The 16,376-nt window shown below is 71.1% G+C and carries 16 protein-coding genes; 8 read left to right on the top strand and 8 right to left on the bottom strand.

What is annotated here, in order from left to right; all coding sequences use genetic code 11:
- Window positions 1-59: 59 nt before the first annotated feature.
- The 5 genes from Q7A36_RS17555 to Q7A36_RS17535 all read left to right on the top strand — a co-directional run bounded on the left by Q7A36_RS17555 (window position 60) and on the right by Q7A36_RS17535 (window position 4,640).
- Entirely contained in the window at window positions 60-1,055 is a 996-nt protein-coding gene (locus Q7A36_RS17555; protein ID WP_305105027.1) for a Bug family tripartite tricarboxylate transporter substrate binding protein, read from the top strand.
- Window positions 1,055-2,038, top strand: a complete 984-nt coding sequence (locus tag Q7A36_RS17550) for a Bug family tripartite tricarboxylate transporter substrate binding protein (RefSeq protein ID WP_305105026.1) — start codon at window positions 1,055-1,057, stop codon at window positions 2,036-2,038. The genes Q7A36_RS17555 and Q7A36_RS17550 overlap by 1 nt, the downstream gene beginning before the upstream one ends.
- A 34-nt stretch (window positions 2,039-2,072) precedes the next feature.
- Window positions 2,073-2,987 carry an EamA family transporter gene (locus tag Q7A36_RS17545; RefSeq protein WP_305105025.1) on the top strand — a complete coding sequence of 305 codons (915 nt, stop codon included), beginning with the start codon at window positions 2,073-2,075 and terminating at the stop codon, window positions 2,985-2,987.
- 533 nt (window positions 2,988-3,520) lie between these two features.
- Window positions 3,521-3,970, top strand: a complete 450-nt coding sequence (locus Q7A36_RS17540; protein WP_305105024.1) for a PAS domain-containing protein — start codon at window positions 3,521-3,523, stop codon at window positions 3,968-3,970.
- A gap of 211 nt (window positions 3,971-4,181) precedes the next feature.
- Window positions 4,182-4,640, top strand: a complete 459-nt coding sequence (locus tag Q7A36_RS17535) for a hypothetical protein (RefSeq protein WP_305105023.1) — start codon at window positions 4,182-4,184, stop codon at window positions 4,638-4,640.
- Between the two features lie 142 nt (window positions 4,641-4,782).
- On the opposite strand, the gene Q7A36_RS17530 is transcribed toward Q7A36_RS17535, so the two are convergent.
- From Q7A36_RS17530 to Q7A36_RS17505, 6 genes are all read right to left on the bottom strand, one after another.
- Window positions 4,783-5,709, bottom strand: a complete 927-nt coding sequence (locus Q7A36_RS17530; protein WP_305105022.1) for a hypothetical protein — start codon at window positions 5,707-5,709, stop codon at window positions 4,783-4,785.
- Between the two features lie 302 nt (window positions 5,710-6,011).
- Entirely contained in the window at window positions 6,012-6,395 is a 384-nt protein-coding gene (locus Q7A36_RS17525) for an acyl-CoA thioesterase (protein WP_305105021.1), read from the bottom strand.
- Window positions 6,392-7,450, bottom strand: coding sequence for an enoyl-CoA hydratase/isomerase family protein (locus Q7A36_RS17520; RefSeq protein ID WP_305105020.1), 1,059 nt, complete (start codon window positions 7,448-7,450; stop codon window positions 6,392-6,394). The genes Q7A36_RS17525 and Q7A36_RS17520 overlap by 4 nt, the downstream gene beginning before the upstream one ends.
- Window positions 7,451-7,522: 72 nt before the next feature.
- The gene (locus tag Q7A36_RS17515; RefSeq protein ID WP_305105019.1) at window positions 7,523-9,319 is read right to left on the bottom strand and encodes a histidine kinase famiy protein; all 1,797 of its coding nucleotides are present in this window, start codon (window positions 9,317-9,319) and stop codon (window positions 7,523-7,525) included.
- Window positions 9,320-9,938: 619 nt separating this feature from the next.
- Entirely contained in the window at window positions 9,939-10,373 is a 435-nt protein-coding gene (locus Q7A36_RS17510) for a phage holin family protein (protein WP_305105018.1), read from the bottom strand.
- A 20-nt stretch (window positions 10,374-10,393) separates the two neighbouring features.
- Window positions 10,394-10,741 carry a hypothetical protein gene (locus Q7A36_RS17505; protein ID WP_305105017.1) on the bottom strand — a complete coding sequence of 116 codons (348 nt, stop codon included), beginning with the start codon at window positions 10,739-10,741 and terminating at the stop codon, window positions 10,394-10,396.
- A 121-nt stretch (window positions 10,742-10,862) separates the two neighbouring features.
- Here Q7A36_RS17505 and Q7A36_RS17500 point away from each other — a divergent pair, with 121 nt between their 5' ends.
- From Q7A36_RS17500 to Q7A36_RS17490, 3 genes are all read left to right on the top strand, one after another.
- Window positions 10,863-11,933: an ABC transporter ATP-binding protein gene (locus tag Q7A36_RS17500; RefSeq protein ID WP_305105016.1), complete on the top strand. Its 1,071-nt coding sequence runs from the start codon at window positions 10,863-10,865 to the stop codon at window positions 11,931-11,933.
- Between the two features lie 141 nt (window positions 11,934-12,074).
- Window positions 12,075-12,818: a superoxide dismutase gene (locus tag Q7A36_RS17495; RefSeq protein WP_305105015.1), complete on the top strand. Its 744-nt coding sequence runs from the start codon at window positions 12,075-12,077 to the stop codon at window positions 12,816-12,818.
- A gap of 197 nt (window positions 12,819-13,015) precedes the next feature.
- The gene (locus Q7A36_RS17490; protein WP_305105014.1) at window positions 13,016-14,059 is read left to right on the top strand and encodes an SDR family oxidoreductase; all 1,044 of its coding nucleotides are present in this window, start codon (window positions 13,016-13,018) and stop codon (window positions 14,057-14,059) included.
- Between the two features lie 164 nt (window positions 14,060-14,223).
- Here Q7A36_RS17490 and Q7A36_RS17485 read toward each other — a convergent pair whose 3' ends face one another.
- Together Q7A36_RS17485 and Q7A36_RS17480 are read right to left on the bottom strand one after the other, a co-directional pair.
- Entirely contained in the window at window positions 14,224-15,189 is a 966-nt protein-coding gene (locus tag Q7A36_RS17485) for an acetamidase/formamidase family protein (protein ID WP_305105013.1), read from the bottom strand.
- 189 nt (window positions 15,190-15,378) lie between these two features.
- Complete coding sequence (locus tag Q7A36_RS17480; protein WP_305105012.1) at window positions 15,379-16,365, bottom strand: magnesium transporter CorA family protein; 987 nt, start codon at window positions 16,363-16,365, stop codon at window positions 15,379-15,381.
- Window positions 16,366-16,376 lie beyond the last annotated feature (11 nt).

Here is a 16,376-nt window from a genome sequence, read left to right as displayed (position 1 = left end):
CCCTTTCCCGCCGCGGCCTTCGGCGCCATGTTGCGCGGCAAGACCAACCGGGAAACGCCATGCCTCTCGCCACGCGCCGCGCCGCGCTCGCCCTGCCGCTGCTTGCCCTCCCCCTGGTGGCCCGCGCCCAGGGTGGGTCCTCCTCCTGGCGGCCGAGCCAGGCCATCCGCATCGTCGTCCCCGCCGCGCCGGGCGGCACCGCCGATATCAGCGCCCGCCTCCTCGCCCCCTTCCTGCAGGCCCATTACGGCCAGAACTGCGTGGTGGAGAACCGCTCCGGCGCCGGCGGCGTGATCGGCACGCAGGAGGTGGTGCGGGCGGCGCCGGACGGGCATACCCTGCTGCTCGGCAATATCGGGCCGCAGGCCATCGGCCTCTCGCTCTACCGCTCGCTCCCTTACCGGCGGGAGGACCTGACCCCGGTCTGCGGCACCGTGCGCGGGCCGAACGTGCTGGTGGTGCACCCCTCCGTCCCCGCCACTACCCTGCCGGAACTGGTCGCGCATCTGAAGAAGAACCCTGGCAGGCTCAGCTTCGGCTCGCCCGGCGTCGGGCAGAGCCCGCATCTGACCGGCGTCTGGTTCTGCCAGGCGACGGGGACGGAGGCTGTGCACGTCCCCTTCCGCGGCGCCGGCCCGGCGGCGCTGGAACTGGTCGCGGGCAATATCCAGTTCATGTGGGACAACCTCACCAGCGGCATCAGCCAGATCCGCGCCGGCCGGGTGCGGGCGCTGGCGGTCTCCTCGGCCGACCGCAACCACCAGCTTCCCGACCTTCCCGCGGCGCGGGAGACGCTGCCGGAACTGGCGAAGTTCGACGTCAACACCTGGTTCGGCATCTTCGTCCCCGCGGCGACGCCGCGGCCGGTGGTGGACAGCATCAATGCCGCGATGATGCAGTGGCACGGCACGGAGGAGGTGAAGGCCCGCTGGCGGGAGATGGGCGGCGTCGCCCTCGCCGGCACGCCGGAGGACTACGCGGCCTTCGTCAATGCCGAGATCGAGAAGTGGGGCGAGGTCATCCGCAAGGAAGGCCTGCAACTGGAGATCGGGTGATGGCTGCCGTCACGCGCCGCGCGGCGCTCGCCGCGCCCGCCCTGCTGCTCGCGCCGCGCGCCCGGGCGCAGTCCTGGCGGCCCGGCCAGCAGGTGCGGATCATCGTCCCCGCCGCCGCCGGCGGCACCACCGACATCATGGGCCGCCTCTGTGCCCAATACCTGCAGGCGCGCTGGGGCACGCCCGTGGTGGTCGAGAACCGCACCGGCGCCGGCGGCACCATCGGCACGCTGGAAGCCGTGCGGGCGCGGCCGGACGGCACCACGCTGCTCTCGGGCAATGTCGGGCCGCAGGCGATCGCCTATACGCTGTTCCGCAACCTGCCCTATGCGCCGCAGCAGCTCACGCCCATTGCCGGGCAGATCCGCGGCCCGAACGTGCTGGTGGTGAACGCGGATTCGCCGGTGCGCGACATGGCCGGCTTCGCCGCCTGGCTGCGCGCCAATCCCGGGAAGGTCAGCTACGCCTCCACCGGCGTCGGCCAGTCCACCCACCTGACGCCGGTCTGGATGCTGCAGCTCCTCGGCGTCGAGGCGATCCACGTCGCCTTCCGCGGCTCCGCCCCGGCGCAGATCGAGCTGATCGCCGGCAATGTCGGCTTCCTCTTCGACAACCTGACCGGCGTCATCGAGCATATCCGCGCGGGACGGCTGCGCGCCCTCTGCGTCAGCAGCGCCGAGCGCAATGCCGAGCTGCCGGAGGTGCCGGCGGCGCGGGAGACGCTGCCCGAGCTCGCGCGCTTCGAGGTGAATACCTGGTTCGGCCTGTTTGGCCCGGCCGGCCTGCCGCCCGCGGTCGTCCGGTCGGTGAATGCCGAGATCAACGCCATGCTCGACCTGCCGGAGACGGCGCAGCGCTTCGCCCAGCTCGGCGGCGTGCCGCTGAAGCTCTCGCCGGAAGGCTTCGCCGACTGGGTCGGCGCGGAGACCCGCAAGTGGGGCGAGGTCATCCGCAAGGAGGGCCTGCAGCTCGACGCGAGTTGACGCGCGCGCGGCCCCACCGCAGCCTGCCGCCCGGATGATCCTCTCGCCCCTCTGGCTGCCGGTGACCCTGGCCGCCGCGCTCTTCCAGACCTGGCGCACGGCCATGCAGCAGAAGCTGCGGGGCCAGCTTTCCGTCAATGCCGCTGCCGTGGTGCGCTACCTCTACGGCGTGCCGGTCGGCGCGCTGCTGCTCGGCCTCTATTTGCTCGTCATCGGCGGGTCGCTGCCGGCGCCAAGCCTCGCCTTCGTCGCGCTCGCCGCCGCGGGCGGGCTCGGCCAGATCCTCGGCACCAACCTGCTGATCATGGCCTTCGGCCATCGCGGCTTCGCGGTCGGCACGGCCTATGCGAAGACCGAGGCGGTGCAGGGCGCGATCCTGGCGCTGCTGCTGCTCGGCGAGCGCATCTCGGCACTCGCCTGGGTCGGCATCGGCATCGGCGTCTGCGGCGTGCTCTGGCTGTCGCTCGCCGGCAAGGCGCGCAATGCGGGGGAGTTGCTGCGGGCGACGGTGCAGCCGGCGGCGCTCTGCGGCCTGGCCAGCGGCTTCTTCTTCGCGCTGACCAGCGTGCTGATCAAGGCGGCGAACCAGGCGCTGCCGGGCGACGACCCGATCCTGCGCGCCCTCGTCGTGCTGGTGACGGCCAATATCCTGCAGACCGCCATGCAGGGCGGCTGGCTGCTGGCGCGCGAGCCCGACCAGGCCCGCGCCGTGCTGACGACCTGGCGGACCAGCGCGCAGGTCGGCGCGCTCTCGGCCTGCGGCTCCGCCTGCTGGTTCACCGCCTTCGCGCTCGCGCCCGTCGCCCTGGTGCGGGCGGTGGGGCAGGTGGAGATCATCTTCACCCTGCTCTTCGGCCGCTTCTACCTGCGCGAGAGCGCGAAGCCGGCCGAGATCGCCGGCGCCCTGACGGTCGTGCTGGGCGTCGTCCTCGTGCTGATCGGGCGCTGAGAGCCGGAACTGGTCATCCGTCAGCGCCTGGCCGGAGCCGAAATCCCCAACCAGCGCGCGATCAGCAGGCTTCCACATGGCGGCCTGCGGCCAGGAGACTGCCTGCAACGCCGTCTGAAGGGCCAGAATCAGCCCCTCACGGCAGCCCCGTCACGACGTCGAAAGCGGGCACTGAGCCGCGTCAGGCCACCACGCCCGCAGCCGTCGGTGAAGGCTTACGAATTTCAGGGCAATCCCCGATCCGCTCCTCTCCGATTGCGGCCTTGAGGATTGGCGACGACGGCAGCGACGGCAGGCAATCGCCGGCTGTCATGGCCAGAATTTGTTCTGGACGGCGCGCGGCATGTCGGCGGGAGGGAAGTCGAAGCGCCGGCGGGACGACACCAACCTGGTCACGACGTCTTTCATCCGATCGACTGCATGTCGGGCTTCTCTTCGAACCAACGCAGTCCGGGCGCGCGGAAAAGGAGGCACACTGCCACTTCAGTGCAGCAAGGAAGAAAGGTTACGAGAAATGTGGAGGTCGAGAACCCATGCCGCACAATCGCCTTCTCAAAAGCATTTCTGGTTCCTTTGACAGCTTGTCGCATGCCATCACCATCGCTTCCGCGACGATGCCGGGCATGCCTTTGGTTTATGTCAATCCCGGCTTTGAGAAATTTACTGGTTATTCCCGGCATGAAGTGCTTGGCCAGAACTGCCGTTTCTTGCAAGGCAAGCGGCAAAATCAGACAGGCATGCTTGCCATTCGTGACGCAATAGCGGGGCAGAAGTCCTGTATTGTGGATCTTGATAATTTCAGAAAAGACGGCTCCTATTTTCGTAACCGGCTTTCCCTGAGGCCTGTTTTTGATCATACGGGGCTTCTTATCTACTATATTGGCTTGCAGAATGACATCACCTCAGCGCAAGAGATTGAGGACAACATATTCGCAATACTCACGGCGAGAGATGTCGGTCCGACAGACAGGCCGGCAGGGTAGGCGCCAGGATTGTTTGACGCTGTGCGGTGGTGGGGGCGGCTGGCTTCCCACCGCATGCATCGCAAATGGAATCCGAGTACTCGCGACTGCGTGTCCTTCCCTGGCCTCGTCTTCACCCCGTGGGAGGGCGCCGTCCAGCCTCCGTCGGTACCCTGCGCGTTCTGGGCGCGCCGCCGCTCGGGCGGCCGTCCAAGCCAGGAGGGAGACGAGAATGCGTCCTGCCATCCGAGCCACCCTGCTCGCCACCGGGCTGCTGGCCTTCGGCCTGCCGCCTGTTGCCTCCCGCGCCCAGGAGAGCGCCGACAGCGCCACCATCCCCGGTGCCAGGCGCACCGGCGAGGCCATGCAGCGGCCGATGGCGGAGAACCCCGACATGAAGCCCTTCATGAGCGCCGCGCCGGCCCGGCCGGCCGCGGCGCCGGGCGGGCAGGTGGCGGATCTGGGCGGGCTGCTCCGCCGCGCCGAGACCGAGATATCGGCCAATCGCCTGCGGGAGGCGGATGCCGACCTCTCCGGAGCGCAGACCGCGCTGGTGCAGGCGAGTTCGGCCGGCCGGCCCGTGCCGTCGCAGGCCATGGGCGCGCTGAACCAGGCGCGGCAGGACCTGCAGGCCGGCCGGACCGCCGAGGCGCTGCGCGAGACGGACCAGGTCCTGGCGCAGCTTCGCTGAAGCTGGCGTCGATCCGGGAAGGATGCCTGGAGCGTCAGCAGCTTGGCCGCCGCCCGCGGTCCGCACCAGGGCGGGCGGCCCATGCCTCCCGCGCTCCGAACGGCAGGCGCCTGGCATCCGGCAGGCTGTTGCCGGTGCGCGGTCAGGCCGCCTGCACGGCCCCGCGCTCTGCCGCTGCGAGCAGCAACCGGTTGACATAGCGGTCCAGCGGCCGCGCCGGCCGCACCGGCAATGGCCGGTAGTCCAGTGCGTAGACCGGCAGGACCGAATACTGCACCTGCAGCATCAGCCGCGGTCGCGCCAGCGGCACGGCGCCGGCATGGATGCCCCAGGTATCGGCCAGGAAGCTCGTTCCTGCCGCGCCGGTCACGGCGCTCATCGCCGCCGTCCCATAGCGCCGCGCCAGCGCCTCCGGGTGGTAGGGTTGCGCCCGCAGCCGCCCGACCGTCCGGTGCGAGCCGCGGACGAAGACATGCGGGCCCGATCCGCTGTCCACCTCGGTCAGGTAGATGAAGAGCTTGAGGAACCGCCAGTCATCGGGATCGCGATGGAAGAACTGCACATCGGTCGGCCGGTCCGGCCGTGGCAGGGACCAGCGCAGCCCGATGCTCGAGAGGGTCGGACGGCAGCCGAGATAGGCCTCCGCCAGGGCCAGGATGGCGGGGTCGTTCGCCACCTCGAGGACATGCGGGCAGCGCAGCACGGTCTCCAGCGGATAGGAGGCGCTCGCCGTACCGGGCGGCAGCGCCGCGAGGGGCACCGGGCCCTGCGGGCCGAGCACGGGACGGGAGGCGAGCCAGTCCATCGTCTCCCGCAATGCGGTCCCGGACAACAACGGCGGGAGCGACACGATCCCGTCCTGCCGCAGCGCCGTCAGGTGCATCGCCGCCTCCGGCGGCAAGGCGGGGCGCCGCCCGGCGCGCCCGGTCCGCAGGTTCACGAGCGCCGCAAGCCCGGCACCGACCCCACGGCGGAGGCTGGGCGCGACTGCCAGCCGCTGCGCGTAGTAGAGGGCAGCCCGCAGCGGGCGGAAGCCTGGACCGAGCGTGAGGCGGGCATAGGGCAGCATGGCGTCCTTGGCCTGTGCAAAGGCGCGAGCGCGAAGCCCGGTCGTATGCGGGGCCGGTCGCTGGGTGGTACGGCCTGGGGAGAATTGCTGCCTTTGTGCATCGATGCGGCTGACAGGTCCGTTATGTTAGCCTTTCCATCTATCAACTAATAGTCAAGAACAACCAAGTGCATGAAACCATTGGGGCTGCGAAGGCATCTGCGCTGGCACTACCCGCCTGTCCTGCCTCTTCGGAGGCTGGCGGGCTCCTTCCGCAACTCCCCATGCCGGCTGGCAAACGTCGAGACGTCTGCCGGCCGATCTCAGGGGCCGGCCAGCACCGGCCGCGGCTGCCCCGCCGCGTCCAGCGCCACATAGGTGAAGTCGGCCTCGGTCACCTTGATGCGCTCGCCCTGGCCCTGGCGGAGCACCCAGGCCTCGACATGCAGGGTCAGCGAGGTGCGGCCGATGCGGGCGAGGTCGCAATAGACGCAGACCACGTCCCCCACCTTCACCGGCTTGAGGAAGGCCATGTCGGTGCAGGAGACGGTGACCACCCGTCCCTGCGCCCGGGCCGCGGCGGAGATGCCCCCCGCGACGTCCATCTGCGACATGATCCAGCCGCCGAAGATGTCGCCGGCCGGGTTGGTGTCGGCCGGCATGGCGAGGGTGCGGATCGCGAGCTCGCCGCGGGGTGCCGCGCTCATCCCGCGAACATGGCGCGGATCGCGGCCGGGTCCACCGCCTCGAGGCTCTTCGGCGTCCAGGCCGGCTTGCCGTCCTTGTCCACCAGCACGCTGCGCACGCCCTCGCGGAAGTCCGGATGCCGGTTCACCACGCTGCGGGTCAGCGCCAGCTCCATCGCCAGGCACTCATCGAGGCTCGCGCCGGCGCCGCGGCGGATCAATTCGAGCGAGACGCAGAGCGAGGTGGGCGACATGCGGCGCAGGATGGCCAACTGCTCGCGCGCCCAGTCCGTGCCCTCCGCCTCCAGCGCGGCCAGGATCTCCGGCAGGCTGTCCCGCCCGAAGCAGCGGTCGATGGTGGCGCGGTGCGGCGCGAAACCCGGCTCGGGCGGCGTCTCGGAAAAACCCTCGACGACGGCGGCATCGCCCTCCAGCAGCGCCGCACGCAGCCCGGGCAGCTTCGCCTTCGGGACGTAGTGGGTGGCGAGGCCGGCATGCACCGCCTCCGCGCCCCGGAGCCGCGCGCCGGTCAGCGCCAGCCAGGTGCCGACCGCCCCCGGCAGCCGCGGCAGGACATAGGAGGTGCCGACATCGGGGAAGAGGGCGATCGCCGTCTCCGGCATGGCCAGCAGGGCGGCCTCGCTGACCACGATGGGCCGGCCATGGACCGAGAGGCCGATGCCGCCGCCCATGCAGACGCCGTCGATCAGCGAGACCCAGGGCTTGCCGAAGGTCGCGATGCCGCGGTTGACGGCGTATTCCTCGGCGAAGAAGGCCTCGATCGCCGCCGCCTCGCCATCGATCGCGAGCTGCCGGATGCGGCGGACATCGCCGCCGGCGCAGAAGGCCTTGCCGCCGGCGCCCTCCAGCACCACCAGCCGGACCGAGGCATCGTCCTTCCAGGCATCGATCGCCGCCTGGAAGCCGCGGATCATCTCGATGTCGAGGGCGTTGAGCGTCTTCGGACGGTTCATAAGCAGCGTGCCGGCGGCGCCCTCCCGGCGGGCCAGCACGGTCGGTTCGCCCTCCCCCGCGATGCCCGGCTTCGCGGGGACCCCCTGTGACGTATCGGACACGCGATGCTCCTCGGGTGATGGCCTCGGAGCGTCGCCTACCCCGTTGCTGCCGGGCCATCAACCCGACGCGCCTCACCCCTCATGCGTGCTTCCGGCCGCCGCCCGCCCCGTCGGGCGGTTCAGTGCCAGCCGGACCCGGGCGGCCAGCTCGGTATCCCGGTAGGGCTTGCCCAGCACCGATTCCCGGCCGGCGCCGCGCGCCTGCACCAGGTCCTCGTTGTAGCCGGTGGTCAGCAGGACCCGCAGGCCGGGGATCATGGCGCGGGCCCGCTCCGCCAGCACCAGGCCGTTGATCCCGCCAGGCATGACGATGTCGCTGAACAGCAGGTCGACGCGCGTGCCCGACTCGCCCAGGATGCGCAGCGCCTCCTCCCCGCTGCGGGCCGCGAGGACGTGGTAGCCGCGCCCCGACAGGTGGTGGACGGCGAGGTCGAGCACGTCGTCATTGTCCTCGACGACCAGAATCGTCTCGGCGCCGCCCCGCGGGTCCAGCACCGGCTCGGTCGCCACCGGGCGGGGCGGCGCGGCGCCCTCCGCGGCGACCGGGAAGAGCATGGAGACGGTGGTGCCGGCGCCGGGCTCGCTGCTGATCTCGAGCCGCCCGCCGGATTGCCGCACGAAGCCGTGCACCATGGCGAGACCAAGCCCGGTGCCCTGGCCCTTGCGCGTGGTGAAGAAGGGCTCGGCGGCGCGGCTCAGCACCTCGGGCGACATGCCCGGGCCATTGTCCTCGATCGAGAGCACCACGTAGCGGCCGGGCTTCAGCCCATCCCCGCCGGCGAGGATCGCCGCCTCGTCGAGATCGGCCGTGCCGGTGCGGACAAGGGCGCGGCCGCCGCCGGGCATGGCGTCACGCGCATTCGCCAGGATGTTCAGCAACGCCATTTCCGCATGCACTGGATCGAGGATGCAGGGCGGCAGGTCGGGCGCGGTGTCAAAACCGATGCTGATGTCGCCGCCGAGCGTCCGCGACAGCATCTCGGCGAACTCGGCGACCACCTCGTCGAGCTGCACCGCCCGCGGCTCCAGCCGCGTCTTGCGGGCGAAGGTGACGAGCTGCTTGGTCAGCTTCGCCGCCTGCTCGCCAGCGCGCGAGGCCCGCTCGGCGGCGCGCAGCACCTGCGCCGGATCCGCGGCATGCGACTGCAGGCGCTTGAGATTGCCGAGGATGACCTGCAGCGCGTTGTTGAAATCATGCGCCAGGCCGGCGGTGAGCTGGCCGATGGCCTCCATCTTCTGCGACTGGCGGAAGGCGTCCTCGGAATTGCGCCGCCGCGTGACGTCGAGCTGGGAGGCGAAGAAATAGAGCAGCTTGCCATCCTCGTCGAAGATCGGCCCGATGAAGAGGGCGTTCCAGAAGGCGGTGCCGTCCTTGCGGTAGTTGAGGATCTCGGCTGCGAAGGGCCGGTGCTCCTGGATGGCCTCGCGCACCTGCTGGACGGTGGTCTGGCTGGTGAGCACGCCCTGCAGGAAGCGGCAATTCAGGCCGTGGATCTCGTCCAGGTCATAGCCGGTGAGGTCGAGAAAGGCGCCATTGGCGAAGACGACCGGGTTGTCCGGCAGGTTGGGATCGGTGACGATCATCGGCATGCGCGTCATTGCGACGGCGGCGAAGAAGACGTTGCCGCGGTCGTCGAGACCGGAATGCGCGATCCGGGCTTCCTGCCAGTGATTGACGCCCGGCCCCCCCGTGGGGCTGGTGCCGATCCCCTCGTGCCGCCCCTCGGCGGGAACGCCGCGGCTCTGGCGCCGGCCGACCGTGCGGGCGGCGTCCTCGGCGCCACGGAGCAGGGCTTCGGCGTCCTGCCCGGACCGCTGCGCCTGGCCTTGGATTGCAGCATCGCGCCCCGGGTCTCGATCGTCGGGCATCCCAGCCTCTCCGCTGCCAGAGATTGCGAGGGCAGGTCGCGGCCGCCCGCACGCCAGCACAACCGCTAGCGCTGGAAAAAGTTTCTATGGAATATGTATTCTGGGACTCTAAATCTGGGTCGTGACCATGTCGGTGCGGGTGCCGTGGCGATGAGCGGCGCGACGCCCGCACGGCCGATGGTCGGGATCCGCGCCGCGATACGGCGCGCCCAGGTGATGGCGGAAGGGACTTGGAAGGGCGGCTGACATGGCGCCGCGCCGCGGCACTGCCAGGACCCTGGGCAGGTCGCTTTGGGAACCGCGTGTGCGGACCGCAGGACGGCCAGGCGGGCCGCTTCGCGCGGCCGGGGCCGGTTCTGCCTCAAGCGGGAGAGACATGCGAGCGGGCCAGGCCGCCCTTGTATGTTGGGCGAACCGATTCAGACCTCCGGGCCGTCCGGCCCATCGGTCATCGGGTCGCCTTAGGCAGACGCTGGGGTGCCGTCTGCTCGCATCTCCTGCCCGCCCCGCGCGGAGCCGTCGGCTGAGGGCGGCGCAGGGCGGAAGACCACTGGCGAGAATGCGGTATGGCGCGATCCGGAGGGCGCCGCGACGGACGGCGACCTCCGGAACCGCGGCGTCACCGCCGGGCCATCAACCCGACCACGGCGGCGGTCAGCGCAGCGCCGACCAGCCCCTTCTTCGCCGACTGGCTGCGCAGCAGCGGCAGCACCATCGCGGCGCGCGCGGTGGTGTCGCCCACCTGCCGCAGCGCGTCGTCGCGGACCCGCTGCGCCTCGAGCGCCACCGGATCCTCCGCATGCCGCGCCGCCAGCCAGCCGAGGATGCCGGCCAGCACCAGGTCGACCGCGGCGACGATGACCGCGGCAACCGCCGGGTCACGCCCGCGCGCCAGCCAGATCAGCGCCGCGACATGCAGCATGATCACCAGCATCAGGGCGAAGACGGCCGCGACGGCGCCGAGCACCGCCTGGATGGCGTAGCCCCGGCCCGTCCGCTTCCAGCGCAGCGCTTCCGCCTGGGCGGCCAGGCGGAGAAGCTGGAACATGCGCATGCGCTACGCCCTCCCCGGGCTCAGTGCCGGTCGCGCGGATAGACGTAGGTATTGCCGCCCATCAACCGGCCGATCAGGTAGCCCGCGGCGGCGGCGATCGCGACTGCGGTCAGCGGCCGCTCCCGCACCGTGTCGGAGATCGCATCCGCCTGATCCTCGATGGTCTCGCGGGCGCGCGACGCGTAGTCCTGCACCTGGTCGGCGGCGCCGGCCAGCGCCGGCGTCACGCGCTCCTGCATCAGCCGCTCCACCTGCGCGCGCAGCCGCGCGAGCTCCTCGCGGGCGTCGTCGCCGACGCGCTGCGCGGAGGCCTGGGCCTGGTTGCCGAGGTTGCGGGCGTCATTCGAGAAATCGTTCGCGGCGCTCATGGCGTGCTCCTTTCCACTCCGGAAACTTGGCCAGGGAACGTCGCCGCGCCGCTGCTGGTTCCACCTTGCATCGACACGCTGGCGGGGGCTCTCTGCCGGTGCCGCGGGAAGGGGGAATCGCATGGGGGCACCGCTGCTGCGCCTGGACTCGGTCAGCAAGCCCTCGCTCGGCCTGCACGGCGTATCGCTCGCGATACCGATGGGCGCGACCACGGTGCTGCTCGGCGCCGCGGGCAGCGGCAGGACCGGCGTGCTGCGGCTGCTGGCCGGCCTCGCCTCGCCGGATACCGGCCGCCTGCTGCTGGACGGGGCGCCCTTCGACCGGCCGCCGCCGGGCTGGCGCGGCGCCGGGTTGTGGCAGCCGCTCGGCACGCCGGGCCGGCTGCGCACGGTGGAGCAGGTGGTCACCGCCCCCGTGCTCGGCCTGCCGCCGCGCGAGCGGGCGGCGCATGTCGCGCGCGCGCTGACCGCCTTCGGGCTGGACGGGCAGGAGGCGCAGCGGGTCGACCGCCTGGGCGAGCTGCCGCAGCGCCGCCTCGCGCTCGCCCGCGCCATCGCGCCGCTGCCCTCCCTGCTGCTGCTGGACGAGCCCTTCGCCGGGCTCGACCAGGCGCTGCGGGAGCGCCTCGCGCTCGAGCTCCGCGCGGTGCTGCGCGAGGCCGGCATGACGGCGGTGCTGGCGACGCGCGAGCGGGAGGAGGCGCTGCTGCTCGCCGCCCATCTCGCGGTGCTGGAAGACGGGCAGGTGGCGCAGGAAGGCACGCCGCAGCAGCTCTATGACGAGCCGGCGAGCGCCGCGGTCGCCGCCCTGACCGGCGAGTGCAACCGCCTGCCCGGCACCGTCCTCGCGCTGGAGGAGGCGGAGTGCCAGGTGCGCCTCGATTGCGGGCCGGAGCTCTGGACGCGGCGCGGCGACGTCGCCGGGCCGGGCAGCCGCTGCGTCGTGGCGGTCCGGCCGGAGCGCGTGGCGGTCGCGGCCATGCGCGCCGAGGAGATGGGGGAGGGAGCGCTGCCCGCCGCGCTCCGCGACATCATCTTCCGCGGCGACCACTGGCGGCTGGAGCTCGAGCTCGGCCGCGGCGGCAGCCTGATCGCCAAGCGGCCGGCGGGCAGCCGGGTGCCGCGGCCCGGCGGCCCTGCCGCGGTTGCCTGGGACCCCTATGCGGGCTTCGCCTTTCGTGTATTCCGCTAGGCGCGCAGGCGGAATGCGACCCTGAAGTGGAGCTGCCCGCCCGGACCTGCCCACCCCGACCTGATCGTGATTCGCCGTGCCCGCCGACATGCGGCCCTTGTTGCACCGCTGCCGCCTGCCGGCCTGCCAGAGGAGAACGCCATGTCCCTGACGACCCGCCGCCGCGGCCTGCTGCTGGGCGCCGCCGCGATTGCCGCCCCCTTGGCCGCCGCCCCGCGCCGCGTCTTCGCCCAGGCCGCCGCGCCCGCGGCGCCGACCGGCCCCTTCACCCTGCCGCCGCTGCCCTATGCGCCGGAGGCGAACGAGGCCGCGATCGATGCCCGCACCATGCAGATCCACCACGACCTGCACCACGCGGCCTATGTGAACAACCTGAATGCCGCGGTGAAGGACCACAGCGCCCTGCACCGCATGCCGATCGAGGAGCTGCTGGCGAAGATCGGCGAGGTGCCGGAGGGGATCCGCACCGCCGTCCGCAACAACGGCGGCGGCCATGCCAACCACACCATGTTCTGGACCATCATGGGCGGGAAGGGCGGCGAGCCGACGGGCGAGGTGAAGGCCGCGATCGACCGCGACCTCGGCGGCTGGGACGCCTTCCGCTCCGCCTTCGAGCGCGCGGCGAATACCCAGTTCGGCTCCGGCTGGGCCTTCGTGACCGTGGCGAAGGACGGCAAGCTCGCCATCGCGCAGAAGCCGAACCAGGACACGCCGCTGATGGAAGGCCAGCGCGTGCTGCTCGGCAACGATGTCTGGGAGCATGCCTACTACCTGCGCTACCAGAACCGCCGGCCGGAATACACCCGTGCCTGGTGGGGCGTGCTGAACTGGGACGCCATCGGCCAGCGCTACGCCGCGGCGAAGGCCGGCACCCTCAAGGTCTAGCCTCTCGGTTGCTGGGAGTGCCTGCTCCGGAGACGATCGCCGCAGGGTGGGAACACCCGGGGGCGTGACGCCGTCCGCGGGAGCACCGCAGGCGGCGGGGCCGGCGCGAGACGGCCCTGGGCGACCAAAGGCGGAGGGGAACCGGCGGCGGGGGGCGGGGGTTGGAGCCCGCATCCCCCATCCCCGAGGTCCCTCCGATGCCGTCCATCCGGCTGAAGCCGCTGTCGCAGCAGACCATCCTCATCACCGGCGCGAGTTCCGGCATAGGACTCGCAACCGCCCGCAATGCCGCCCGCGCCGGCGCCCGGGTCTTCCTCGTCTCCCGCAACGAGGAGGCGCTGCGCAAGGTCGCCGAGGAACTGCGCGGCCGCGGCGCCCAGGCCGATTTCGCCGCCGCCGATGTCGGCGACCGCGCAGCGCTGGAGGCAGCGGCCGCGAAATGCGAGCAGGTCTTCGGCGGCTTCGATTCCTGGGTGAACGACGCCGGCACCTCGATCTACGGCGAGATCGAGAGGACACCGGTCGAGGACCAGCGCAGGCTCTTCGACACCAATTACTGGGGCGTGGTGCATGGCTCGCTGATTGCGGCCAAGGCGCTGCGCGGCCGCGGCGGCGCCATCGTCAATATCGGCAGCGTGCTGTCCGACCGCGCCATGATGCTGCAGGGCACCTACAGCGCCACCAAGCACGCCGTGCGCGCCTTCACCGATGCGCTGCGGATGGAGCTCGAGCGCGACGGCGCGCCGGTCAGCGTCACGCTCATCAAGCCCTCGGGCATCGAGACCGCCTTCCAGGAGCATGGCCGCAACCTGCTCGACAGCCCCGGCATGCGCGTGCCGCCTCCGGCCTATGACCCGCGCCTGGTGGCGCGCGCCATCCTGCATGCCTGCGAGCACCGCAAGCGCGAGATCGTCGTCGGCTTCGGCGGCCATGCCATCGCGCTGATGGGCAACCTCTTCCCCCGCGCGACCGACCTGATCATGGAGGCGGTGGGCTATCCCGCGCAGGTCTCGGACAAGGCGCCGCGCCGCGAGCGCGCCGACAACCTCTACGCGGCGCGCGAGGACGGGACGGAGAAGAGCCTGACGCGGCCGGTGGCGCCGGTCCGCAAGACCAGCCTCTTCCTCGAGGCGCAACTGCATCCGGCGCTGACCGCGACGGTGCTGGCCGGCCTCGGCGCGCTGGTGCTGGGGGCGAGCGCGGCGCGGCGCATGGGGTCGCCGCGCCCCCGCCTGTTCTGACGCGGCCCGATGACCGCAGCGCCGTATGGCGCGGAGGTCTGAATCGGCCCGCCCCACATGCAAGGCGGCCCGATGACCGAAGGGCCGGATGGCCCGGAGGTCTGAATCGGCCCGCCCCACATGCAAGGCGCACGGGGGAGGAGGCGTCCTCCCCCGTCACTCCTTCAGAACAACAGGCCCTTCCGCAGCATGCCGTGCACGCCCTTCTCGCCGTTCACGGTCTGCGTCACGTGGAAGTCCACCGCCAGGCTGCAGAGCTGGTAGGCATCCGCCGCCGAGAGGTTGGAGCGCGAGACGATGAAGGCGATCATCTCGCGCAGCGCCGTCTTCATGGCGATGTCGAGATCCTCGTGCATCCCCATGCTGATGTAGTGGGTCTTGGTCTCGGCGCGGGGATACTTCAGCACCGGGTCCTTCGCGCCGCCGCCCTTCTCCAGGCCCAGGCGGAAATGCCCGGTCAGGCACATCTCGAGCGCGTTGATGCAGACCTCGCCGTCGCCCTGCACGCCATGGCCATCGCCAGCGGAGAAATTGGCGCCGGGGACGAAGACCGGCAGGAAGAGCGTCGCGCCCTCCCCGCATTCCTTGTTGTCGAGGTTGCCGCCATGCGCCCGCGGCTCCTTCGTGGAGATCGTCCCCCATTCCGGCGGCGGCGCCACGCCCATGACGCCGAAGAAGGGCGAGAGCGGCAGGGTGATGCCGGGGCCGACCGGCACCTTGCAGGTCATCGCCTCGCGGTCGACCGGGATATGGAGGACGCGGGCATAGGGAAAATCCTCCGGCAGGGTGCCGACCAGCGGGCGGAAGGCGCAGAAGCCCCAATCGGCGCCGAGCTCGATCCGCTCGATGTCGATGCGCAGGCAATCGCCCGGCTCGGCGCCCTTCACCGCCACCGGCCCCGTCAGGATATGCGGGCCGAGGCGCGGGACGTTGCCGGCATGGACCGCCTGCAGCTTCTCCGGCACCTTGAGGCCGCTGCCCGCCGGCGGCATCACCTCCCGCGCGCCGGAGAGGCATTCGAGGATGACGAGGTCGCCCGGCGCGACCTCCTGCACCGGGGCGAAGGTGGCGTCGAAGGCGCCCCAGCGGATGTTCTGCAGTGTCGGCTCGATGCGATGCGTCGCGGGCATGCGGTGCTCCCCGGTGATGGTTCCGCACGCATGCATGCAAGGCGGCGGCCGGGGCCGCAAGGGGGCGGTCCCGGGCGGCGGTGCCCCTAAGCAAACCTCTCGGGGTTTGCGCTGCAACAAAACCCTAAGCAGGCTTTCGCTTCAAAGGATTGGGCCGCACGAAGTGTGGCCCAACCCGCGAAAGTCTGCTTAGAGCCACCCCTTCCGCTTGAAGTAGACGATGGGCAGCAGGGCCGAGATCACCATCATCACGAGCGCCAGGGGATAGCCGAGGCCGAGCTTCAGCTCCGGCATGACCTCGAAATTCATGCCGTAGATGCTGGCGATCAGCGTCGGCGGCATCAGCGCCACGCTCGCCACGGTGAAGGTCTTGATGATGGCGTTCTGCTCGACATTGATGATGCCGAGCACCGCGTCGAGCAAGAAATTGGCCTTATTGTTGAGGAAGTTCGCGTATTCGACCAGCGACCGCACGTCCCGCACCAGGGACTTGACCAGCGGCTGGTTCTCCTTGCGCAGCGCCGTCGACTTCTCGGCGGTCAGGAAGGTGAAGATGCGCGAGAGGCCGAGCAGCGTCTCGGTCGCCCGCGACGTGACCTCTCCCACCTGGCCGAGCGTGATCAGCGCGTCCTTCAGATCGGCATCCTTGGCGGTCGCCTTCACCTTGGCCCGCGCGGTGCGGAAGGCGGCCTGGCTGGCGCGGTCCATCTCGGCCGCGATGCGCTCGAGGATATCGGCGAGCCGGTCGACGATCTGCTCGAAGAGGTGCAGCATCACGCCGTCCGGCGTCGCCAGCAGCAGCATCGGGGTGCGCTGGCAGCGCGCGCTGAAGACCGCGAAGGCTTTGGGCGTGGCGTAGCGGACCGTCACCAGCGCGGCATTGGCGAGGACGAAGGTGATGGCGGTCGAGCCCATCTCGCCGCCCTCGATGCCGTAGAGGAAGGGCGCGGTCAGGAAGAGCGCGTCGTCCTCCCGGTAGAGGCGGGAGGAGCTCTCAATCTCCTGCATCTCCTCCCGCGTCGGGATCTCGAGCCGGAGGGCGCCCTGGACCATCTGCTCCTCCGCCGGCGTCGGGGTCAGCAGGTCGATCCAGACGGCCCGACGCAGGGCCTCCTCCTCCTGTGGTCCTTCGCGCACCAGCAGATGGCCGTTCTCGACGGTGTAGGTGGTCAGCATCCCTGGCGCCT

The sequence above is a fragment of the Paracraurococcus lichenis genome (assembly GCF_030657435.1).
In the GTDB taxonomy this organism is placed as follows: Bacteria; Pseudomonadota; Alphaproteobacteria; order Acetobacterales; family Acetobacteraceae; genus Paracraurococcus; species Paracraurococcus lichenis.
Note: the sequence above shows the minus strand (reverse complement) of the source record. Positions and strands in the feature narration are given on the sequence as shown.